The 21,562-nt window shown below is 71.5% G+C and carries 23 protein-coding genes and 1 pseudogene; 11 read left to right on the forward strand and 13 right to left on the reverse strand.

What is annotated here, in order from left to right:
• The 6 genes and pseudogenes from OG978_RS36605 (at window position 1) to OG978_RS36630 (ending at window position 3,961) form a co-directional block, all read left to right on the forward strand.
• Window positions 1–600 carry a hypothetical protein gene (locus OG978_RS36605; protein WP_326769352.1) on the forward strand — a complete coding sequence of 200 codons (600 nt, stop codon included), beginning with the start codon at window positions 1–3 and terminating at the stop codon, window positions 598–600.
• 32 nt (window positions 601–632) lie between these two features.
• Window positions 633–1,169 carry a MarR family winged helix-turn-helix transcriptional regulator gene (locus tag OG978_RS36610; protein WP_326769353.1) on the forward strand — a complete coding sequence of 179 codons (537 nt, stop codon included), beginning with the start codon at window positions 633–635 and terminating at the stop codon, window positions 1,167–1,169.
• A 117-nt stretch (window positions 1,170–1,286) separates the two neighbouring features.
• Window positions 1,287–1,406, forward strand: a pseudogene (locus tag OG978_RS36615) (transposase); the annotation flags it as partial.
• Window position 1,407: 1 nt separating this feature from the next.
• Complete coding sequence (locus OG978_RS36620; protein ID WP_326770324.1) at window positions 1,408–1,995, forward strand: hypothetical protein; 588 nt, start codon at window positions 1,408–1,410, stop codon at window positions 1,993–1,995.
• 88 nt (window positions 1,996–2,083) lie between these two features.
• A complete protein-coding gene (locus OG978_RS36625) occupies window positions 2,084–2,590 on the forward strand; it encodes a GNAT family N-acetyltransferase (RefSeq protein WP_326769354.1) in 507 nt (168 codons plus the stop codon).
• A gap of 144 nt (window positions 2,591–2,734) precedes the next feature.
• On the forward strand, window positions 2,735–3,961 hold the full coding sequence (locus OG978_RS36630; RefSeq protein ID WP_326769355.1) for a cytochrome P450 family protein: 1,227 nt from the start codon (window positions 2,735–2,737) through the stop codon (window positions 3,959–3,961).
• A 21-nt stretch (window positions 3,962–3,982) separates the two neighbouring features.
• Here OG978_RS36630 and OG978_RS36635 read toward each other — a convergent pair whose 3' ends face one another.
• The 6 genes from OG978_RS36635 to OG978_RS36660 all read right to left on the reverse strand — a co-directional run bounded on the left by OG978_RS36635 (window position 3,983) and on the right by OG978_RS36660 (window position 8,867).
• A complete protein-coding gene (locus OG978_RS36635; RefSeq protein WP_326769356.1) occupies window positions 3,983–4,477 on the reverse strand; it encodes an FBP domain-containing protein in 495 nt (164 codons plus the stop codon).
• A gap of 55 nt (window positions 4,478–4,532) precedes the next feature.
• A complete protein-coding gene (locus tag OG978_RS36640) occupies window positions 4,533–5,051 on the reverse strand; it encodes a nucleotide triphosphate diphosphatase NUDT15 (protein WP_326769357.1) in 519 nt (172 codons plus the stop codon).
• A 135-nt stretch (window positions 5,052–5,186) separates the two neighbouring features.
• Window positions 5,187–6,086: a hypothetical protein gene (locus OG978_RS36645; RefSeq protein WP_326769358.1), complete on the reverse strand. Its 900-nt coding sequence runs from the start codon at window positions 6,084–6,086 to the stop codon at window positions 5,187–5,189.
• Window positions 6,083–7,096 carry an SPFH domain-containing protein gene (locus OG978_RS36650; RefSeq protein ID WP_326769359.1) on the reverse strand — a complete coding sequence of 338 codons (1,014 nt, stop codon included), beginning with the start codon at window positions 7,094–7,096 and terminating at the stop codon, window positions 6,083–6,085. The genes OG978_RS36645 and OG978_RS36650 overlap by 4 nt, the downstream gene beginning before the upstream one ends.
• 90 nt (window positions 7,097–7,186) lie before the next feature.
• A complete protein-coding gene (locus OG978_RS36655; protein WP_326769360.1) occupies window positions 7,187–8,005 on the reverse strand; it encodes an SDR family oxidoreductase in 819 nt (272 codons plus the stop codon).
• Between the two features lie 238 nt (window positions 8,006–8,243).
• On the reverse strand, window positions 8,244–8,867 hold the full coding sequence (locus tag OG978_RS36660) for a TetR/AcrR family transcriptional regulator (protein ID WP_326769361.1): 624 nt from the start codon (window positions 8,865–8,867) through the stop codon (window positions 8,244–8,246).
• Window positions 8,868–9,029: 162 nt separating this feature from the next.
• Between OG978_RS36660 and OG978_RS36665 the strand changes: the two genes are divergently transcribed.
• Window positions 9,030–9,878 (forward strand): phosphatase PAP2 family protein, encoded by an 849-nt coding sequence (locus tag OG978_RS36665; RefSeq protein WP_326769362.1) that lies wholly within the window; start codon window positions 9,030–9,032, stop codon window positions 9,876–9,878.
• Entirely contained in the window at window positions 9,875–10,840 is a 966-nt protein-coding gene (locus tag OG978_RS36670) for a hypothetical protein (RefSeq protein WP_326769363.1), read from the forward strand. The genes OG978_RS36665 and OG978_RS36670 overlap by 4 nt, the downstream gene beginning before the upstream one ends.
• 87 nt (window positions 10,841–10,927) lie before the next feature.
• Here the strand turns inward: OG978_RS36670 and OG978_RS36675 are convergent, their stop codons facing one another.
• Window positions 10,928–11,467 (reverse strand): PadR family transcriptional regulator, encoded by a 540-nt coding sequence (locus OG978_RS36675; protein ID WP_326769364.1) that lies wholly within the window; start codon window positions 11,465–11,467, stop codon window positions 10,928–10,930.
• A gap of 104 nt (window positions 11,468–11,571) precedes the next feature.
• The gene (locus tag OG978_RS36680; protein ID WP_326769365.1) at window positions 11,572–13,587 is read right to left on the reverse strand and encodes an NADPH-dependent 2,4-dienoyl-CoA reductase; all 2,016 of its coding nucleotides are present in this window, start codon (window positions 13,585–13,587) and stop codon (window positions 11,572–11,574) included.
• A gap of 237 nt (window positions 13,588–13,824) precedes the next feature.
• On the opposite strand from OG978_RS36680, the gene OG978_RS36685 reads away from it, so the two are divergent.
• The 3 genes from OG978_RS36685 to OG978_RS36695 all read left to right on the forward strand — a co-directional run bounded on the left by OG978_RS36685 (window position 13,825) and on the right by OG978_RS36695 (window position 15,880).
• Window positions 13,825–14,352 (forward strand): DoxX family protein, encoded by a 528-nt coding sequence (locus OG978_RS36685; protein WP_326769366.1) that lies wholly within the window; start codon window positions 13,825–13,827, stop codon window positions 14,350–14,352.
• 343 nt (window positions 14,353–14,695) lie between these two features.
• A complete protein-coding gene (locus tag OG978_RS36690) occupies window positions 14,696–15,217 on the forward strand; it encodes a hypothetical protein (protein WP_326769367.1) in 522 nt (173 codons plus the stop codon).
• A 60-nt stretch (window positions 15,218–15,277) separates the two neighbouring features.
• A complete protein-coding gene (locus tag OG978_RS36695; protein WP_326769368.1) occupies window positions 15,278–15,880 on the forward strand; it encodes a dienelactone hydrolase family protein in 603 nt (200 codons plus the stop codon).
• A gap of 60 nt (window positions 15,881–15,940) precedes the next feature.
• On the opposite strand, the gene OG978_RS36700 is transcribed toward OG978_RS36695, so the two are convergent.
• The 5 genes from OG978_RS36700 to OG978_RS36720 all read right to left on the reverse strand — a co-directional run bounded on the left by OG978_RS36700 (window position 15,941) and on the right by OG978_RS36720 (window position 21,487).
• The gene (locus OG978_RS36700; protein WP_326769369.1) at window positions 15,941–16,087 is read right to left on the reverse strand and encodes a hypothetical protein; all 147 of its coding nucleotides are present in this window, start codon (window positions 16,085–16,087) and stop codon (window positions 15,941–15,943) included.
• Window positions 16,088–16,247: 160 nt separating this feature from the next.
• Window positions 16,248–17,141 carry a siderophore-interacting protein gene (locus OG978_RS36705; protein WP_326769370.1) on the reverse strand — a complete coding sequence of 298 codons (894 nt, stop codon included), beginning with the start codon at window positions 17,139–17,141 and terminating at the stop codon, window positions 16,248–16,250.
• Between the two features lie 73 nt (window positions 17,142–17,214).
• Window positions 17,215–18,981 carry an ABC transporter ATP-binding protein gene (locus OG978_RS36710; RefSeq protein ID WP_326769371.1) on the reverse strand — a complete coding sequence of 589 codons (1,767 nt, stop codon included), beginning with the start codon at window positions 18,979–18,981 and terminating at the stop codon, window positions 17,215–17,217.
• On the reverse strand, window positions 18,978–20,663 hold the full coding sequence (locus tag OG978_RS36715) for an ABC transporter ATP-binding protein (RefSeq protein WP_326769372.1): 1,686 nt from the start codon (window positions 20,661–20,663) through the stop codon (window positions 18,978–18,980). Before OG978_RS36715 ends, OG978_RS36710 begins: the two co-directional genes overlap by 4 nt.
• Window positions 20,660–21,487 carry an ABC transporter ATP-binding protein gene (locus OG978_RS36720; RefSeq protein ID WP_442817792.1) on the reverse strand — a complete coding sequence of 276 codons (828 nt, stop codon included), beginning with the start codon at window positions 21,485–21,487 and terminating at the stop codon, window positions 20,660–20,662. The genes OG978_RS36715 and OG978_RS36720 overlap by 4 nt, the downstream gene beginning before the upstream one ends.
• Window positions 21,488–21,562 lie beyond the last annotated feature (75 nt).

Here is a 21,562-nt window from a genome sequence, read left to right on the forward strand (position 1 = left end):
GTGTCCCACGATTCCGACCGGCCCAAGCCCGGCAACGGCCGCTGGATCGGCCGTTCCGTCCCGCGCGTCGAGGACGACCGGCTACTGCGTGGCAACGGCCGCTCCGTCGACGACATCGCCCTCCACGGCGCCGTCGAGGCCGCCTTCCTGCGCAGCCCGCACGCCCACGCCCGTATCGAGTCGGTCGACGTGACCGCGTCCCTGGCCGCACCGGGCGTCGTCGCCGTGTGGCCCGGCGACGACGTGGCGGACCTGCCCGCGATGCTGAGCGGGGAAGAACTGCGTACCCCGCCGAGCCTCGCCGAGCTTCTGGACCCGCTGGTCCGGATGACTCCCATGCCGCTGCTCGCCCGGGAGAAGGTCGTCTACGTCGGCCGGCCCGTCGCCGTCGTCCTCGCCGAGAACCGCTACCTCGCCGAGGACGCCCTGGAAATCGTGAGGTGCGGTACGCCCCGCTGCCCGTGCTCGTCGACCCAGAACACGCCCTCACCGTGGTGGTCGTCCAGCTGCCGAGGCGGCGTTCTTGCAGGTGAGACCCTACGGCGCCAGCTCTCGCGGTCTGGCCTCTTCCCTTCACCGGTAAGATTCTCAGGACCGTGAGAAGTCCGCGGGAGCCGTGCGAGGGGTTGAGGATGGCTGGATCGAAGTCGGGGAATCAGGACGCCGTAGCGAAGGTGATCGAGGATTGGGCGCGCGAGCGGCCGGGGCTGGACACCAGCCCGCTGGAGGTCCTCGCGCAGCTCCACCGCTCGTTCCTGCGCTACAACACCAGGCTCACCACGTCGATCGAACGGCACGGTCTGTCGGTGGCGGGCTTCGACGTGCTGACCGCACTGCGGCGATCGGGGGAGCCGTTCCGGCTGACGGCCGGCCAGCTGGCTGACTCCGGACTGGTGTCGTCGGCGGGCGTGACCCTCCGGATCGACCGTCTGGAGAAGGATGGGCTGATCGTCCGCGAACGCGACGCCGACGACCGCAGGGTCGTCTACTCGCGCCTCACGGACAAGGGACTCGCGACGGTGGACACCGTGTTCGCGAAGCACCTCGACAACGAGCGCGACATGCTCGCCGGGATGTCGCCGTCCGAACGCCGACAGCTCGCACGGCTGCTGAGGAAGCTGGAGTACTCGATCCTCGATTCCGACGAGGAACTGGCCGACGCCCCGTAGTAGAGAGGGTTTGACCACGGCCTTGATCTGCCGAACGCCTTGCGTGCCGTGCGGAGTCCCCGAAACGAACATGCGCCCAGCGGCCGTAGAGGCGGCCGGGCGCCCGCCGACACCCCGCTGACCACCCTCGTCCGCCTGGCCAAGCTCCGCTGGCGCATCGAGCACGACTACCGAGAGATGAAACAGGCCCTGGGACTTGCCCACTTCGAGGGCCGCACCTTCAACGGCCGGCACCACGATGAGCGCCGGCTTCTTCGGCTCGTCGTTCCTCGCCGGGAAGATCGCCGCGCGCATCGGCAACCAGGTCATCTCCCTGGGCGCCGTGCTGGTCGCCGTCGGCTACGGAACGGTCGGGCTGATCGTCGCGCAGCTCGGCATCGACGGCACGGCCGGCTGGACCGCGCCCGGACTGCTGGTCGCCGGCTCAGGCATGGGGCTGGTCGCCGCGCCGCTGCCCGCCGCGGCCATGGCGGGCGTCGGCCCGAAGCACGTTTCCTCGGCCTCCGGCGTGCTGTCCACGGCGATGGAGGGCGGCGCGGCGCTCGGTGTCTCGCTCGTCGGGCTGGTCTTCTTCGGCACGCTCGGGGACTCGCCCGCGCCGGACAACTACCCGAAGGTGTTCTGCCTCGGCATCGCGGTCGTCGTGGCGTTCCCGGTCATCGTCGCCCTGCTCGTCCAGGCACTGCCGAAGTCGGCCCCGGCCGCTGCGTGCGAGAGCCGGGGGAGGCGGAGGAAGCCGGCGCGGTGGAGCAGCCGGTGCGCTGACCCGGACCCCCTGCGCGTCCTTGCAGCGCTTAGCGGCCGCATCTGCCGGAAGCCGACATGACGGCACTCGGACAGGGCACGATCGGCACATGGAGAATCGGCCGAGAACCTTGCCCACCGCCCCCGTTCGCCTGGCCGGACGGAGGATTGTGCTCAGGGAGTGGGAGGAGGAAGACATCCCCGCGTTGATCGAGATGTACGACGATCCGGAGATCGGCCGTTGGACGCCCGTACCCTCGCCGTTCGACGCGGACGCCGCTCGCGAGTATCTCGGACGGGCCCGCAAGGCCCGGGGTGAAGGCCGTTGTATGCAACTGGCCATCACGGCCGACGGCGGGCAGCCGCAGGGCGAGGTGCTGCTTTTCCAGGACGACCTGGACGACAGGGACATCGAGCTCGCCTACGGCGTCGGGCCGCGGCACCGGCGTCGGGGACTGGCGTCCGAAGCGGTCATGGTCGCCACCGAATACGCCGTCCATCACCTGGATGCGAGGCGAGTGCTTCTCCGGATAGAAGCCGACAACGCCCCGAGTGCCGCCGTGGCGCGGTCGGCCGGATTCCGGCCGGCCGCGGACGAGCTCGTCCCGAGGGAGTCGAAGGGGTGGCGGGTGCTGCTGCGGACCTGGTGCCACCGGAACGGCGAACCGGCATCCTGACCGGCCGGGTCCGCACCGCGCCTCGCACTCGCACCCGGGGCCGCCTCGGGCCTCTCGGGCCCACTACGCTGGTACGAAGCAGGTCAAATGGGCTGGTAGCGTACAAATCTGCGCGAAGAGGCGCGGTGGCCCCCGGGAGGCATGATGAGCCAGCAGCCGGTCCTTCTTCCCTACGCCGATCCGGCCTTCGTGGCGGACCCCTTTCCGGTCTACCGACAACTGCGCGAGGACGGCCCGGTACGGCGTGCCATCATCGCCGGTGGCCTGGAAGCGTGGCTGGTCACACGGTACGAGGACGGCCTCGCGGCGCTGTCCGACCCGCGGCTGAGCAGCGACGTCCGCGATGCGTCCGACCCCCGGCTCATCGAGCGGCTGCCCGCCACGGACCGCGAGTCCGTACTGCGCAACATGCTCCGCACCGATCCCCCCGACCACACCCGACTGCGCCGCCTGGTGTCCAAGGCGTTCACCGCGCGCAGGGTGGCGGAGCTGCGGCCCCGCGTCCAGGAGATCGCCGACCGGCTGCTCGACGAGATCGGGCCGGACGGCCGTGCCGACCTCGTCGGGAGCTTCGCGCTGCCGCTCCCGGTCACCGTGATCAGTGAACTGCTCGGCGTGCCCGTGACGGACCGGCGTGAATTCCAGCGGTGGACCGACGACCTGGTCCTGCAGGGGGCCGAGCCGCCGGACCCGGCCCGGACGGACGAGGCGTGGCGGCACATGCGCGGGTACCTGACCGGGCTCATCGGGGTGAAGCGGGCCCGGCCCGGGGACGATCTGCTCAGCGCCCTGGTGACCGCCCGGGACGAGGAGCAGAGGCTGGACGAGGACGAGCTGATCGCCATGGCCTTCCTGCTGCTGGCGGCCGGATACGTCACCACGGTCAACCTGATCGGCAGCGGTGTCGCGGCGCTGCTCGCCCACCCCGACCAGCTCCGGATGCTGCGGGACGAGCCGGAACTGCTGCCGGGCGCGATCGAGGAATTCCTGCGCTACGACGGGCCGGTCAACCCCGGCATCGCCCGGTTCGCGCGCGAGGACGTCACCATCGCGGGCGTGCACATCCCGCGCGGCGCGACCGTGCTCGTGGCATCCGCCATCGCCGACCGGGACCCGGACCACTTCCCCGAAGCCGACCGCCTGGACATCTCCCGGCAGGACAACGCCCACCTCGCGTTCGGACACGGCATCCACTACTGCCTCGGGGCGCCGCTGGCCCGGCTCGAGGGGCAGATCGCCATCGGCACCGTTCTCCGCCGCCTCCACCACCTCGCCCTGGCCGTGCCGCCCGACGAACTGCGGTGGCGACCGGGAGGGCTGCGCGGCCCCGAACGACTGCCCGTCACCTTCACCGCCGACGCCCCGGCCTGAAGACGTGCACCAGCCGCCGGCTCAGCCGAAGAGCTTGCCCAGGAACGCGTCGAGGTTGGTCCTGGTCCGCTCCACCTGCTCCTCCAGCGTCAGGGTCTCCTTGAAACGGCCGCCGGATGCCGGGGTCTTCCTGCCCCGGACATACAGCGAACAGGCGAGGTCGGTGCAGATGTAGAGACCCACCGAGTTGCCCTCGCGTCCCGCCGCGCCGGTCTTGCGGGCGGTCATCAGCGAGACGCCGTTCCCCGGGTGCGTGGTGAGGCACAGGGAGCACATGCTCCGGTGGAGGAAGCCGCGTTGCCGGGAGGGGAAGCGGAGCGTCACGCCGATGAGTTCGCCGTCGCGTTCGGTGACGATGTAGCTGCGTCCGGGGGCGGAGAGGTCCCGCCACCCCAGGAAGTCCAGATCGTCCCAGGGCAGCTCGTCGAGGTCGCGGGGCAGTGGCAGACGCTTGGCCTCCCCTTTCGAGCAATTGATGAACGATGTGCGGATGTCCTGCTCACTCACGGCCTTCATGCGAGGGACGCTAACTCTGCCTAGGATTACTAGGCAAACGGTTAATGAGGCAAGGTTATGCGCCCTCGGTGTCCTCAGCGCCGTCTGCGCCCTCCGCGATCATCAGCCGGTGCGCGGGCGGGTGCTCGATCGAGAGATCCGGGCGCCAGGCCGCGAGCACCTGGGCGGAGGGGCCGAACAACGGCTCCGGCAGGGCGTCGATTCCGGTCCACTGCCAGGCACTGATCAGATGGGGTTCGGTCACCCGCGGGCTTCCCGACCGCACGGTCACCGCGGCGGCCATCGACACCCGGTTGATCCCCCCGACCACGTCGTGGAGCATGGCGAAGACGCGCACGCTCGCAGCGTCGACCTCCAGGCCCGTCTCCTCCCGGAGCTCACGGACGGCCGCCTCGGCGATGGACTCATGCGTCGGGTCGACCTTGCCGCCGGGCAGCTCCCAGGTTCCGCCGTGGTGCCTGCCGAGGAGGACACGCCCCTGACCGTCCTGCACGATGACGCCCACACCGAGCGCCGCCTGCGCCTTCGGCGGACGGGTGTTGCGGGAGGAGGTGTCCGCGGGCGTGGTCGTCATTGGTGCTCCCTGTGTTCCTCGCAGCTGGGGAGTGCCGCGGGCACGGGGCCCGGCACTCCGGTCGTACGTGGCAGCCTACGGACAACCGCATCGCCGCCCGGTGCGCGTCCGTAGGTCGGTCAGGCGGTCGGACACTCAGACAGTGAGCCGCAGCGAAGTCGCCGAGACGCCGAGCCGCACCGTCTGACCCCAGGTCAGTTCCAGTGCGTCCGTCTCCATCCCGTCGCCGAAGACCACGACCCGGTCGGACTCCACGGTGAGCCTCAGCCCCTGCCCGCGCCCCAGCTCGCCCGCGACCTGCGAGGTGCCGGTCGCGGGGGACGGCCAGGCCTCGCGGACGAACCAGAGGAGACGTGGGTCGGTGGGCGCCGGGAGACGGAGCTCGCTGCGGCGTTCCTGCCACAGCGAGCGGAGCCAGCCCGTGGCGCCGGTGCCGGTGCCGACGAGGACGCCGGAGGAGGCCTGCGCTTCGGCGGGGCCGTCGGCGGTGTCCGGGCCGAGCCGGTAGCGGGCGGTCTGATGGCCGGGCGGGCCGAGATAGATCTCGTTGAGGGCGAGGAGGCGCTGGGTGTCGTCGGACACCGCCTCGACCATGGTGAGTTCGTCCGCCGCGCCGCCGGGGGACGCGGCCGCCCGGAGCAGGGCGGCCGCGTCGCGGGGCCGGTGGCGGACGAGCACACCCGGATTGCGTCCGGGGTCGGTGTCGATGCCCACGACGGGCTGACCGGAGAGGTACTTGGCGGCGTTGGCGACCAGCCCGTCCTGTCCGACGACGACCGCCACGTCCTCCGGCCCGAACAGGAAACGGTCGAGGTCCGCGCGCTCAACCCGCGACTGACGCCACTGGAGCGGTACGGCTGCCGCCACATCGGCGAGCGCCTGCTGGGTCTGCCGGTGCCGCCGCGCCACCTCGTCGATGGACCGGCCGCGGCTGGAGAGGAAGAAGGCGGCCTGCCCGTGCGTGCCGTGCCGGGCCAGCAACTCCTCGTACTCGGTGGTGCGGTGGACCAGTACCGCGCGCGGGGCGAGGCTCATGCCCGGGTCTCCGGGCCGGTGCTGCCGAGCTTGCTGAGCAGGCCGGTGAGCACGTCGGGGGAGAGGGTGAGGCTGTCGATGCGCGGCAAGTTCTCGGCGAGCCTGGTCGCTGCCAGGGCGTGCAGGGTCGCGGCGTCCACCTCTCCGTGCACCCGCAGCCAGGCCGCCTGGGACTCGGCCCGCGCGGCGCCGACCTCACGGGCGGCCTCGGCCTCGGCCCGGGCCAGCCGCACCTTGCGTGCCGCCTCGGCCTCGGCGCGTACCCCGTCGGCCGCCGCGTTCTCCTCGGCCTCGCGGCGGGTGTTGGTGCCGCGCTGCTCGACCAACTGCTCTTCCCGACGGGCCAGTTCGATCTGGCTGGCGAGCTCGTTCTCGGCGATGGCCCGTTCCCGTTCCACCGCCACGGCGCGGCGCTCGTAGGTGGCCCGGTCGGCCTCCTGCTGGATCTGCTCCCGGGCGGGGGTGCGCAGGGCGCGCTCCACCTCGGCCTCGGGGCGGATGGCCACCACCCGCACCGCGACCACGTCGATGCCGGTGGCGGGCAGCCGTGGTTCGGCGGCGAGCCCCGCGGCGACCCGGTCCCGTACCGACGCGACACCGTCGACCAATGCCTCGGCCAGCGCCGTCCTGGCCAGTACGTCCAGGGTGTGCTGCTGGGCGGTCTCGGTCAGCAGTGTGGCGATCTGCTCCAGCGGCGCGCCGCGCCAGACCCCGGTGTCCGGGTCGATCGAGAAGTCCAGCCGGGCGGCGGCCTCGGCCGGGTCGCTGATCCGGTACGTCACGGTGGCCTGCACGGTCACGTCCTGGAAGTCGGAGGTGCGGGCGTGGAACGCCATCGCCAACTCCCGGTCGTTCACCGGGACTTCCGAGAGAGCGGCGCTCAGCGAGCGGTACCAGAAGCTCAGCCCCGGCCCGTCGTGGGCGAGCCGGCCGCGCTTGTGGTGGCGGATGTGCGCGGTGGGCGCGGAGCGCAGATGGCGCCAGCCGAAGCGCCTGGTGATGTCGGCCATGTCGGGACCCCTTTATTCTCGTCATGGAGACGATAAGGAGGAGTGGTGGCTATCGTCAAGGGGACGAGAAAAGGTGTTGCTTCGCTTCGGTCATTGCGGTCCTTGTGGTCCGGGTTCCCCGGCCGGGCCGCCGTGTCCGCCCTTCGCCACGAGGAATCTGGCCGGCACCTCGCCCCCGCCGTGCACCGCCAGGTCGGCGCCGTTGACGTACGCGGCCAGACCGCCCGCCAGGTACAGGCAGGCGCGCGCCACATCGTCCGGCGCGGCCATCCGCCGCATCGGGATGACCCCGGCCACGGCGGCGCCACCGTCCTCGCCGTAGACCGGTGCCGCGCTCTGTGTGCGGACGAGTCCGGTCGTGATGTGGTTGACGCGCACCTTCGGCGCCCACTCCAGGGCCAGCGCCCGGGTCAGCGCCAGCAGTCCGGCCTTCGCTGCCGTGTACGCGGCTGTGCCGGGCTGCGGGGTGTGCGCGGAGACGCTGCCGATGTTGACGACCGAGCCTCCGTCGCGCTGCCCCTGCATGACCCGGTTGGCGGCCTGTGACACATAGAACGGGGCCAGCAGGTTGAGGGCGACGATCTTCTCGACGAAACGCGGTGACACGGTGGCCGCGTCGGCGTCGGGGGAGCCGCCGGCGTTGTTGACGACCACATCCAGCCGTCCGAACCGTTGCACCGCCGCGTCGACCAGTGCGGCGGCCGCCGCCGGGTCGCGGACGTCGGCCGACCGGAAGTGTGCCCGGCGTGTGCCGCTCCCGGGCAGCTCCGGCGGTTCACCGCGACCGCAGACCAGCACCTCCGCACCGGAGGCGAGAAACGCCTCGGCGATCGCGGCGCCGATGCCCTTCGTGCCGCCGGTGACGATCACGGCTCGCCCCGTGAAGTCGATGGGATTGCCGATATCCATGGGTCCGCCCCGCCGTCTTCCGTCATGCACGGTCGGGTAAATCTACCAACTGTTTGTTTGGTGGAACAGGTGTGAACCGCGGGCGGCCGGTGACTCCCCAAGGGGTCACCGGCCGCCCGGATGGTGCGCCGCCCCCGTCCCCACGGTGCGGCGCCGGCGGGCCGTCGTCATCCGCTCCGGCAACGGCCCACGTCTGTCGGCCCTAGGGTCTGTCCGGCGGATCAGGGCCGGACAGACCCTAGGGCTGTGTCGCGCCCAGTCCGAGTGAGGGAAGGACCGCGTTCTCCACGAAGCGGGTGAGATATACCTCGTCCGCGTACTTTCCCTCCAGTAGCGGCCGGGCGCGCATCACGCCCAGGAGCTGCGCGGAGACGAACTCCGCCGCCGGGTTGTCCGCCGGGATCTCGCCGCGCTCCACCCCACGCCGGACCATGTCGTCGATCGCCGCGAGTCCGGGCACGATCAGAGCCTCGCGCAGCGCGCACAGCAGCTCGGGGCTCTGCAGCGCGGCATGGCTGAGCGCGTGCATCAGCGGGGTGTCGCGCCCCGAGCCTGCACCGATCGCCCGCGCCGCCTCGCGCAGATCCCCCGCGAGCGTGCCGGTGTCGATGTGCGGAAGCAGCGCCTGCCGGGTGCCGTGCAGCGCGGCCACGACCAGTTCGGGCTTGGAGCCCCACTGCCGGTAGAGCGTGGACTTGCCGCAGCGGGTCCGCGAGGCGACCCCCTCCATGGTGAGGGCCTCATAACCGGACTCTCTCAGCATGTCGAGCACGGCCGCGTAGAACTCCTGCGCCCGCTCCGGCGTGATCTTCGAGCGACGTGGTGTGTGTGCCGGTTCCTGCGCGGCTTCCTGCGGCGACATGTGGCATCCCTCTCAGCGACTCTGCGACGAGGTCCTTCGATACGCCAGTGTACCGATACGCGCGTGTACCGATACGTTCGCGTATCGGTACACTGGCGTATCGATACGGCATGGACTGGACCATGCCGCCGTAACACCGCTTCGTCAGCAAAGGGGCACCGGGTGATGTACGCCGGTAGCGAGCCAGCAGATCGGGAGCCGGACAGTACTGCCCGACCGCCCCTCGTCCGCGAACTGCTTCTGGTCGTGGGGCTCTTCGTGATCTACAAACTCGGCCGGCAGGCCGCGAACGGTCACGTCGACGAGGCGTATCGCAACGCCGGACACGTCTGGGACTTCGAGCGCTCCGTGCACCTGCCCGGCGAGGGCACGGTGCAGAGCCTGCTGCTGCACAACGAGACGCTGATCCACCTCGCGAACACCTACTACGCGACCGTGCACTTCCCGGCCACGCTGCTCTTCCTCATGTGGCTCTACTGGCGCCGTCCCCGTCACTACGTCTGGTCGCGCCGCATCCTCGCCGCACTCACCGGCGCCGCGCTCGCCCTCCACCTGCTCTTCCCGCTCGCCCCGCCGCGGCTGCTGGCCGCCGCCGGACTGGTCGACACCGGCCAGGTGTACGGACCGACGGTGTACGGGGCGACGCCGGCGACCGACTCGATGGCGAACCAGTTCGCCGCTATGCCCTCGCTGCACTTCGGCTGGGCGGTGATGGTCGCCGTCGGGCTGATCGTCGCGACGCGGAGCCGGTGGCGCTGGCTGTGGCTGCTGCATCCGCTCGTCACCCTGCTGGTGATAGTCGGCACGGCCAACCACTACTGGCTCGATTCGATCGTGGTCTCCGCGCTGCTCGCGGTGGCCTTCGCGGCCCTGCGGCTGCCGCGCACGCAGCCGGTCCGGGCGCATCTCCCGTGGCCGTCCGCGGCGGGCGAACCCGCTCCGTCGGCCGTGTCGTACGCCGCCGAGCCTGCTGTCCCGGCCGCGTACGCCTCGACCGGAGTGCGACGGTGAACGCCACCCTGATCGCCGTCGCGCTGTCCCTGGTCTCCGCCGCCGCCTACGCGTCGGCCGCGGTGGCGCAGGCCCGGCTCGCCGGGCGGACCGAACCGGACGCCGGGGTGCTGCGGCTGCTCGGGCGAGGCGCCTGGTGGTCGGCGGTCGCGCTGAACGCCGGCGGCGCGCTGCTGCACGTCGCGGCGCTCAAGTACGGCCCGCTCACCCTCGTCCAGCCGCTCGGCGCCCTTACCCTGGTCGCCGCCGTCCCGCTGGGCGCCAGGGCCGCCGGCCGCCGGGTCACCAGGATCGAGTGGCGCGGCACGATCCTCACCCTGCTCGGTCTCGGCGCCCTGCTGATGACCGCGGGCGCCGCCGCCCCGCACGAAACGCTCAGCCTGCCCGAGGCCCTGGCCGTCGGGGCCGGGACCATGGCCGTCGTCGCCGGACTCAGCAGGCCGGGAGCACGCCCCGGCCTGCGGCACGCCGCCGCGTCCGGCATCACCTCCGGGGTCGCGTCCGCGCTCACTCAGACCCTGACCGTCTCCGTCACCGACCACACCGGTCCGCTGTTCAGCTGGCGCCTGGTCGTCGTCGCGCTGCTGGTCTCCGCGTTCGCGATGAGCGGGCTGCTGCTCTCCCAGACCGCCTACCGGGACGGCCTGGGCGCACCGCTGGCGGTCGTCACGCTCGCCAATCCGGTGGCCGCGGCGGCGATCGGCCTGGCCCTGCTCGGCGAACGCCTCCAGGGCGGTACGACCAGCCTGCTCCTCGCCCTGCTCGGGACGGCGGCGGCGGTACGGGGCGTGATCCTGCTCAGCCGTGCCCAGTCGGAGACCCCTGCCGTCGCCGGTCCGGCCGGGGCAGAACCGAAACCCGGGGCCGGGCCGCCGTCACGGGTCGTCATCGCAAGCCGGGGGCCGTTGGACCAGCCGACGCTTCGACCGGACCTTGGCCGGGCACCGGTGGGCGGTTCGTAACGCGTGGACGCGATGCCTGCCGGCCGGTGGTGTGTCGCGGGAACGTGACATCCGCCTGCCGAACTGTCACGTACAGAAACAACCCACCTACGGACTCGGCTTCTCGTCCTGATCCAGTGCCCGCGTCAGCCAGCCGATCCAGAAGTTCTCCAGATCGATGCCGCCGCGCAGGACCAGATGCCGCAGCCGGTCCTCCGCAGAGTTCCGCTCGGGCGGGAAGTCCCGCTCCTCGATCTCCAGATACTCCGCCAACTGCCGGCGATGCAGCCCCAGGTGGCGGCGGAGTTCCGCATCCAGGCCCGGTGCACCGACGACTGCCGCGGCCCGCATGCGCAGCAGCAGCGGATCCCGGACCTGCTTGGGGTCCTCGGAGCGGGCCACCCATGCGGAGAGCGCCTCACGGCCCGCAGGCAGCACCTCGTACTCCTTCTTCTGTCCACGGGCGGGCTGCTCCGACGGCAGCGCCCGGATCTGCCCGGCCTGCTCCAGCTTCCCCAGCTCCCGGTAGATCTGCTGATGCGTGGCGGACCAGAAGTAGCCGATCGACCGGTCGAACCTGCGGGTCAGCTCCAGCCCCGACGACGGCTTCTCGAGCAGGGCGGTGAGGATCGCATGCGGGAGTGACATGGGTGCATCCTATGGACGGCCGGCCATGGCCCGGTGGCGCAGTGGCCTCATGGGCAGTGGCCTCGTGGCGCAGGGGACGGTCCCCGCGCCACGAGGCCCGTACGTCACAGCGAAGCCGCGAGCTCCGTGCCCTGGCGGATCGCCCGCTTGGCATCCAGCTCGGCGGCCACATCGGCGCCGCCGATGAGATGTGCCGTACGGCCTGCGGCGAGCAGCTCCTCGTACAGGTCACGGCGCGGCTCCTGACCCGCGCAGAGCACGATCGTGTCGACCGGCAGGAGATGCTGTTCGCCGTCGACCGTGAGGTGCAGGCCCTCGTCGTCGATCCGGTCGTAGGCGGCGCCCGCGATCGTCGTGACGCCGCGGTGCCGCAGCTCGGTGCGGTGGATCCAGCCGGTCGTCTTCCCCAGCCCCGCGCCGACCTTGCCGGTCCTGCGCTGGATCAGGTGGACGGTCCGGGGCGCCTTCGGACGTTCAGGGGCGCGGAGCCCGCCCCGGTCGCGGTAGTCGGTGTCGACGCCCCACTGCCGGAAGAACACCTCGGGGTCGCGGCTCGCCGCATCGCCCGAGTCGGTCAGGAACTCGGCGACGTCGAAGCCGATCCCGCCCGCCCCGATGATCGCGACCCGTTCGCCGACCCGCGCCCCGTCGCGCAGGACATCGAGGTAGCCGACCACGCTGGGGTGGTCCTGGCCCGGGATCGCGGGGGAGCGTGGAGTGACACCGGTGGCGAGGACGACCTCGTCGAAACCGGCGAGCGCGTCGGCCGTGACCCGCGTACCGAGCCGGAGCTCGACCTTCTCCTCCCGGAGCCGGGTACGGAAGTAGCGCAGCGTCTCGTCGAACTCCTCCTTGCCGGGGACCCTGCGTGCCACATTCAGCTGGCCGCCGATCTCCTCGGCCGCGTCGAACAGCGTCACCCGGTGCCCGCGCTCGGAGGCCGAGACAGCACACGCGAGACCGGCGGGCCCGGCACCCACGACCGCCACCCGCTTCGCGGTGCGGGTCGGCGACAGGGTGAGTTCGGTCTCGTGGCAGGCGCGCGGATTGACCAGGCAGGAGGTGACCTTGCCGCTGAAGATGTGGTCCAGGCAGGCCTGGTTGCAGCCGATGCAGGTGTTGATCGCGTCGGCGCGGCCCTCGGCTGCCTTGGCGACGAAGTCGGGGTCGGCGAGGAACGGCCGGGCCATCGACACCATGTCCGCCCGGCCCGAGGCGAGGATCTCCTCGGCGACCTCGGGCGTGTTGATGCGGTTGCTGGTCACCAGCGGTACGGAGACGGCTCCGCGCACCTTCTCCGTGACCCAGGTGTAGGCGCCGCGCGGCACCGAGGTGGCGATGGTGGGGATACGGGCCTCGTGCCAGCCGATCCCCGTGTTGATGATCGTCGCGCCGGCCGACTCGATCTCGCGGGCGAGCCGCACGACCTCCTCCAGCGAGGAACCGCCCGGCACCAGGTCCAGCATCGACAGCCGGTAGATCAGGATGAAGTCGCTGCCGACCCGTTCACGGACCCGGCGCACGATCTCGACGGCGAACCGGATGCGGTTCTCGTAGGAGCCGCCCCAGCGGTCGGTGCGGTGATTGGTGGCGGCGGCGATGAACTCATTGATCAGATAGCCCTCGGAGCCCATGATCTCGACCCCGTCGTACCCGGCGAGGCGCGCGAGCTCGGCCGCCCTGGCGAAGTCCTCGATGGTCTCCTCGACCTCGTCGTCCGTGAGCGCGTGCGGGGTGAAGGCGCTGATCGGCGCCTGGATCGCGCTCGGCGCCACCAGCTCGGGGTGGTGCGCGTACCGGCCGAAATGCAGGATCTGCATGGCGATCCGGCCGCCCGCCGCATGGACGGCCCCGGTGACCCGCGCATGCTGCTCGGCCTCCGCCTCGGTGGTCATCTTGGCCCCGCCCGGGAAGGAGCAGCCCCGGGCGTTGGGGGCGATTCCACCGGTGACCATCAGGCCGACGCCGCCCCGGGCACGCTCCGCGTAGAAGGCGGCCATCCGCTCGAAGCCGCGCTCGACCTCTTCGAGACCGATGTGCATCGAACCCATCAGCACCCGGTTGGGGAGCGTGGTGAACCCCAGGTCGAGCGGGCTCAGCAGATTCGGGTACGGGCTCATGCGGCGGCTCCTCGCGCAGTGTCGTTTGCGCCAGTTGTAGACCACCGGAACGCCATTGTGCAACAAGTTGCATAATGGCGTGGGTCTCATAGGTGCGAACAGGGTCGTCCCTCGGACGGCGTAACACCGGGACCCGTCGGCGCCCCGCGCCACGGAGAGTGGAACTGCGGCATCCGCCCGACATGGCGCGTATGCCCCCTCACCCCCGCCCACCCCCGAACCCCTGCGGAGACACCCATGGCCTGCCTCGACCGGCGTGACCTCGGCCTGCTCGTCCTGCGCGTCGGAACCGGTGCGGTACTGGCCGCGCACGGCACCCAGAAACTGGCCGGCTGGTTCGGCGGCGGAGGCATCGAAGGAACCACCGCCGCGATGGAGGCGATGGGCTTCCACCCGCCGAAGCACAGCGCGGTCGCCGCCGGGCTCGGCGAGGCGGGCGGCGGAGTGCTGCTGGCCCTCGGCCTGGCCACCCCGGTGGCAGGCGCGGCCGCGGCCGGGGCGATGGCGGGTGCCGTGGCCGTCCACGCACCCGCCGGATTCTTCGCGCAGGGCGGTGGCTACGAGTACCCGGCGTTCCTCGGCTTCACCGCCGCGGCGATCGGCCTGACCGGGCCCGGCCGCTACTCCGTCGACCATGCCACCCGGCATGTCTTCAACCAGCCGTGGATGGTTGCCCTGGCCTTCGCGGGCAGTGCCGTCGCGGCGGCGGCCGTGGTCGGCAGGCGCGCCAGGGGACGGGTTGCGGTCGACCCCGACGCGACCTGACCGCCCGCAGGACAGGGACCGGGCGGCACCCCAGGGAGGGAGCCGCCCGGTCCCGAACTCGGTCTCGCTCCGCTACTCGCCGAAGGCCGGCGACTACTTGCGGAAGGTCACCGACGCGGCCGGCGAGGCGTTCCCGTACGCGTCGACGGCGACGACCCGGCGCCACGTCTAGCAAGCTGTTAGACGGAACGTATAGCAAGAGTGGCGTGCGGGCCTACCCCTCGTGGCGAATCCGCTCGATCGATCTCCGGTGCGGCGGTCGTCCGCCGTCCGCCGTCCGAACGCCGGGACCACCGTGCTGTACTGGTGCCCCATCCGACCCACCCGTCACCGGAGGCCGCCCGTGGCACGGCTCCACATCCGTTCCGGCGTCAACCCCGACGAGCCCGACGTGCCCGTTGTGACGCTCCGCGTCGACCCGGAGGGCTCACCCGGTGAGCGCGCCGTCGCCCGGCTCGGTGACCACTGCTACGAGGGCGACGGTGTCCTGTTCCTGTCGCAGACCGACGGCTGGGCCGAGCACACCCTCGACGGCCATCGCCTGACGGTCGACATCGCCGTGTTCCCGTCCGCGCTGGGGCGGACAGGCGCGGACCCCGAGGCGTTCCCCGACCGCTCGACCGCCGACCCGGAGGCGGTGCTGATCCTGCGCGCGGAGACCGAGGTGGAACCGGAGCTGTATGCGCGGGCGGTGCCCGCGACCGCGGTGTTCACCGGGACCCCGGATCGCGCGCTCGACGACACGCTCGCCGCCGATGACGGCTGGCCGGTGCTCCTGGGCCCCCGCCCGAGGAGTGAGGCGGCCGCCGGCCGCGCGGTTCGGCCGGTCGAGCCCGTGGCCCGGGAAATCGCCCTTGAGCGGTAGCACCCGGGCCTTCCGGATTTCATGGATCAACCCTTGTCCGAAGGCCGTTGGAGGCTCACGGTGACCGAAGTGTTCCTGTTTCATCATGCCCAGGGGCTGACCCCCGGTGTGATCGCTTTCGCCGACGTACTGCGCGGCGAAGGGCACACCGTGCATACCCCCGATCTGTACGAGGGCCACACCTTCGGCACCCTGGACGAGGGATTGGCGTATGCGGAGAGGACCGGCTTCGACGAGCTGCTCGATCGCGGCGTCCGGGCGGTGGCGGACGCACCGGACTCACCGGAAGAGCTGGTCTACATCGGGTTCTCCCTCGGCGTGCTGCCGGCCCAGAAACTGGCCCAGACCCGACCGGGCGCACGCGGTGCCGTGTTCGTCCACTCATGCGTTCCGAGCTCGGCCTTCGGGCGATGGCCGTCGCGACTCCCGGTCCGCATCCACGCCATGGAGGCGGACCGCCTGTTCACCGACGAGGGCGACGCGGACGCCGCCCGCGCCCTTGTCGACGATGCCGACGATGCCGAACTGCACCTCTATCCCGGCGACCAGCACCTGTTCGCCGACAACTCGCTGCCGTCCTACGACGCCGAGGCCGCTGCGCTGCTGCTCGACCGCACGCTGATGTTCCTCCGATCCCGGGACGTCGGCCATCACGACGCATGACACGGCGTCGGTCCCGTGTCGCGAAAGGCCGGGACTGCGTCGGTGCCCGTCTCCCGGCGCTCAAAGGCTCTGCGGGACCATCGCCCCTTCGACCGACAGTACGTCCCGGATCTCGACGAAGAGCACCGTGACCCTGCCCGCCACGGGCAGCGAGCTCGTCCGGACCGACTGCATCGGCCGTGCGACCCGGATACCGGTCTCCGGCAAGCGGGCAGTCGTCCAACTGGACGGCGCAGCAAGTCTGTTCACCGGACTGAGCCAGGGCGCCCTGCGTCGAACGGCATCGCGCGGACGCTGACTGCCCGGTCGACGGCGGGCCGGCGCTGCCACCCCGGACCGGGGCATCCGGCCACCGTCGCGCCGGGGTTCACAGCCCGAATTCGCTGAGGCGGGACTCGTACCGGATGGTGAGGTCTTCGGCCTCATCATCCGGCTCGTCCCAGAGGGAGTCCAGTTCGGAGCGCACCGCGGCGGGCAGGGCCTCGTACCGTTCGGTCCAGGTCTCGGCATCCGGCACCCAGTAGCCGACGACCTTGAAGCGTTCCACGGGGAGCTTCAGATCCTTGCGCAGGTAACGGCGCACGGAGCGAAGGGAGTTGGTCTGGCCCGCGACCCATACGTATCCGCCCGTCAGATCCGTGCCGGGCGGGATCGCGGCGCTCACGAGCTCGGCCAGGCGGCTGGGGCCGTGGCCGTTGCCACCGTGCACCCAGGTCGTCCTGATGCCGGGCCGGTCCGGGAGCGACTGGACGGAGGACGGCCCGGGCACCTCGATGACCGCCCGGGTCGTGACCTGGTCCGAGGTCTCTTCGAGAAGGCGCGTGACGGCGGGCAGACCGGTCAGATCGGTGATCAGCACCTGCCAGGAGAGATCGGCGGGGGGACTGTAGAGCCCGGTGGGGGAGCTGAGGCCGATGACATCGCCGGGGCGGGCGGCGGCGGCCCAGCCGGACGCCACACCGTGGTCGTGCAGCACGAAATCGATGTCGATCTCGCCGGCCTCCGGGCGCACTGCCCGGATGGTGTAGCTGCGCATGGGGGCGACGGGACGCCCTTCGGGGGTCTGCCAGCCGCCGTTGTCCGTGGTCTCGGGCAAGGAGACGTCCCCGCGGTCGGGGCCGTGGGGGAGGAAGAGGCGTACGTACTCGTCGCCGATACCCGTCGAGGTGAACGTGGCGAGGCCTGCGCCGTCGAAGGTGATGCGGGTCATGGTCCCGGTGAGGGGCTGGACTCGGGCGACGACGGCTCGGTGGATCGTCATGGGTGCTGCTCCTTCGTACGGGGGTGGCTCCCCCTGGACGTGCGGGTGTCGGGTGGTGACTTCCGGACAGGTGCTACAGCGCGACCGGGTCCGGTGGCTGGGTCGTGCGGGTGTATGCCTGCCAGAGGGCGGCGTACTCCCCTCCCCGGGACAGCAGTTCGGCGTGTGTGCCGTGCTCGGCGGCCTCGCTGCGGTTGAGGATGAGGACGCGGTCCGCGTCGCGTGCCTGCTCCAGGCGGTGTGCGACGATCACGCTGGTCCGCCCCCGGACGACCCGCGCGAGAGCCGTCCGCAGGAGGGCGCGGGTCTGCGTACCGGATTCGGCGGTGGCCTCGTCGAGGATGACGACGGGCGGGTCGGCGAGCAGGACGCGGGCCAGGGCGAGGTGCTGGACCGCCCCGTCGTCCAGTGGTGTCCCGCCGGGGCCGAGGACGGTGTCGAGCCCGGATTCCAGGCCCAGTGCCCAGTCGGCCCCGACCTCGCGCAGGCATCGGCGGAGTTCGGTGTCGGTGGCACCGGGCCGGGCGATCCTCAGATTGTCCGCGAGGGTGCCGCCGAACAGATGGACTTCCTGGGTGACCAGATAGCGGGTGGGGGAGCCGGGGCCCGCGGCGTCCCCGACGGTGATCCGTCCCTCGGACGGCTCGTCGAGGCCCGCGATCAGGCGGGCCAGGGTGCTCTTGCCCGAGCCGCTGGCGCCGACGAGCGCGACGCTGGTGCACGCGGGTACGTGCAGGGAGACATCACGGAGCACCGGACGCGTCCCGTCGTACGAGTACGAGACACCCCGCACCTCGATCTCCGCTCCGCACGACGTCCCGTCCCGGCCGCCCGGTGCGCTGCCGGGGCGGTCGCCCAGGTCGGTGATCCCGACGAGACGCGCCAGTCCCACGGTGGCTCGCTGGACGTCGTCCAGACTGCCCAGGAGAGCTCCTACCGGACCGAACAGTCGGTGGAAGTAGAGGGCCGCGGCGGTTGCCGCGCCCAGCGAGATCGTCCCGGAGCGTAGCAGCGCGAAGCCGGTCATGAGTACGGCGGCGAGGCCGAGGAACTCCGCCGCGTTGAGCAGCCCCGTGAAGCGATTGCGCAGCCGCACACCGTCGCGCTGCCGCTCGATGGCCAGTTCGCTGCGCTCGGCCAGTTCACCGAGGTGCTGGTCCTGGGTCCGGTACGTACGGATCGTCGCGGCCCCGTGCACCGACTCCACGACGCACTGCCCGCGCGCCGACTCCAGACGGCGGATGTCCCCGTACACCAGGTGGGAGCGGGTGAGGAACTGCCGGGTGGCGAGTACGTGAACGGGCAGACAGACCAGGCCGGCAAGGGCCAGACGGGGATCGAGGACGGCCAGACCCACCACGCTCAGGGCGATCGTGAAGCCGGCGGCGGTGACATCGGGAAGCACGTCCGAGGCCGCTTCGGAGATCGCCTCGACGTCACGGGTGACCCGGGAGACGACATCGGAACTGCCGGAGGACTCGACGACGCCGCCGGGAAGGTGGATCGCGGTCTCGAACACGTCTTCGCGCAGGCCCGCCAGGACGTCCTGGACCAGCGAGACCAGCATCCGGCCACCGGCGAAGGCAAGCCCGGCGCCGGTGGCGGCGACGAGGACGAGGGCGATTCCGAGAACAGTGACCCGGCCCGGTTCGGCCTTGTCCACGACGGCGTTCACGATCCCGCCGAGCAACGGCGGGGTGGCGAGCGTGACCGCCGTACCGCCGAGCAGGGTGAGCACGGCCACGGCGAGCCGGCCGCGGTGTGCGCCGAGCCGGCGCAGGAGCTCTCGCCTGGTGCGGCGCGTGCCGGCGACGGGCAGAGTGCTGTTCTCGGGGGTCACCGGGGTGTTCCGTTCGGTTCGTGGGGTGTTCCGCCGAGGTCGATGACCCGGTCGCAGGCGGAGAGCAGGATCCGGCTGGTGGTGATCAGGAGGGTCGTGGAGGGCAGATCGCGGAGTCCCTGGGCGATACGCCGTTCGGTCACCGGGTCGACGGCGGTGGTGGGTTCGTCGAGGACGACGACATCGGTTCCTGAGTGCAGCGCGCGGGCGAGCAGCAGGCGCTGGCGCTGACCGCCGGAGAGCCTGCGGCCGTGTTCGCCGACGTCGGCCCGGTCTCCTCCGATGTGTTCGAGTACGTCGTCGAGCATCGTGGCCCTGATCACGGCGGTGTCCGACGTGCCTCCCCGGGGGACGAGGTTCGACCGCAGGGTGCCGGAGAACACCGCTCCGTGGTGGGGCGGGGCGGCGATCCGTGCGCGGACCCGGTCCGGGCCGAGGTCGACGGCGTCGACGCCGTCGACCAGGAGTTCGCCGCGGCGCAGGGGAACGCGGTAGCCGAGCCGGTCACTGAGATCCCGCGCGTGCCCGGGGTGGCGTGGCACGACACCGACGAGCTCGCCGGGCCGGACGTCCAGTGGCTCGGCATGGCCGACCGGATGCCACCGGAGCGTCGCACCGTCGTGGCCCCCGGCGTCGGCGGGTTCGGCGCAACCGCCCGGCCCGTTCGGGGCGCCGGTCGGCGCCGGGTCTATCAGAGGCGGTTCGTTGATCAGCTCGCTGAGCCGACGCGCGGAGGCGCGTTTGTGGATCCAGTTGGACGCGAAGGTACCGACATGGGCGAGGGAGCCCTGGAGGTACTGGGCGAGCCCGAGGACGGTGACGAGCTGACCGATGGTGAGGTGGCCCCTGAGCGCGAGAAGTCCCGACGCCGTGGCGAGCGCGGCCAGGAACACCCCTGACAGCAGCAGGCTGAGACCGCTGTACGCCAGGATGGAGCGCGCGGCGGCGACGGCACCCTTGCGTGACTCCTCACTCGCGGTGCGGTAGCGGCGGGCGGCCTCCGCCTGGGCGTTCATGCCGATCACCACCCGTAGTCCGGTGATCATGTCGGTGGCCACGTCGCCGGCCCGGGCGGCCGAACTCTGCTCGGCCAGTCCCCGGGCCTCCAGGGGCATCGAGATCCGGCGCATGACGACGAGCACCAGGACGGTACTGGCGACGACGCCCAGACCCAGCGGTACGGAGATGACCAGCAGGGCGGTGGACGCCGTCAGGATGGCCGTGACCGTCGATGCTTGCTGGACGACGCTCCAGGAGACCCCGGCGACCCGGTAGGTGTCGGACGAGACGAGGGAGAGGGCCTCCCCGGTACCGGGTGCGCGGCGCAGTGCGTGCGGGTCGAGCAGTCTGGTCATGGCACGCTGTCTCAGCTCGTGCTCGCCGTGGCCGTAGACGGTCACCATGGCCGACGACGCCCGCTGGTACGACAGGGAGAGGACGATGAACACCCCGGCGAGCGCGGCGAGCCACCAGAGCAGGGCTGGGCGGTTCAAGGGGGCCAGCGCCCGGTCGATGACGACGCCGATGAGGATCGGCACCAGCGCCTCGCACAGCTCGTGGACCATGAACGCGAGGGTCGTGAGCGTGAGCCGCCGGGCGCGGCCTTGGTGCAGGAGCGCGACGCGGAACAGCGACGGGACGGAACCGGGCTCATGGGTACCGGTGGCTGTGGGCTCGTTCACGGTGCGTTCCGCCGCCGGGGCAGGGGGATGACCATGGGCGTTGCGGTGACCGGGTCGGGGACGACCCGGCAGGGCAGGTCGAACACCTCTTCCACCAGTTCCGCGGTCACGACCTCCTGCGGGGTGCCCTCGGCGACGATCCGGCCGTCGCGCATGGCGATGAGACGGGTCGCGTAGCGGGCCGCGTGGTTGAGATCGTGCAGCACCGCGACCAGGGTGTGCCCGGCGAGGTGCAGGTCGGCGAACAGCTCCAACAGGTCGATCTGGTGGGCGATGTCGAGGAAGGTGGTCGGTTCGTCCAGCAGGAGGATGGGAGTCTGCTGAGCCAGGACCATCGCCACCCGGACGCGTTGGCGCTGGCCGCCGGAGAGCTCGTCGACGAGCCGGTCGGACAGTTCCGTTATGGAGGTGGCCGCCATCGCGTCGAGCACGGCCCGTTCGTCCTGTTCGGTCCACTGGCGCATCAGCCGCTGGTGCGGGTGGCGTCCCCGGGCGACCAGTTCGGCGACGGAGATCCCGTCGGGTGCCTGCGAGGTCTGCGGCAGCAGCCCCAGAAGCCGAGCGACCTCCTTGGAGCGGTAGTTCGCGATGGACCGGCCGTCGAGCACGACCTCTCCCGCACTGGGTTTCAGCAGGCGGGACACGGCCCGCAGCAGGGTGGACTTGCCGCAGGCGTTGGGGCCGATGATCACGGTGAAGGAATGGTCCGGGATCCGTACGTCCAGATGCTCGGAGATGGGCCGGCGGGCATAGCCGATGGTCGCGTCGAGCACCTCCAGCCGTGCCGGATCCGGCGTCCGAATGTATTGCGTCGTGGTGGTCACGAAGGCTTCTCCTGGCTGACGGTTCGGAGGCGGCGACGGCGGCGCGGGCGACGGGGCCGGCGCCTGCGGCATCCG

The sequence above is a fragment of the Streptomyces sp. NBC_01591 genome, from assembly GCF_035918155.1.
GTDB lineage: Bacteria > Actinomycetota > Actinomycetes > Streptomycetales > Streptomycetaceae > Streptomyces.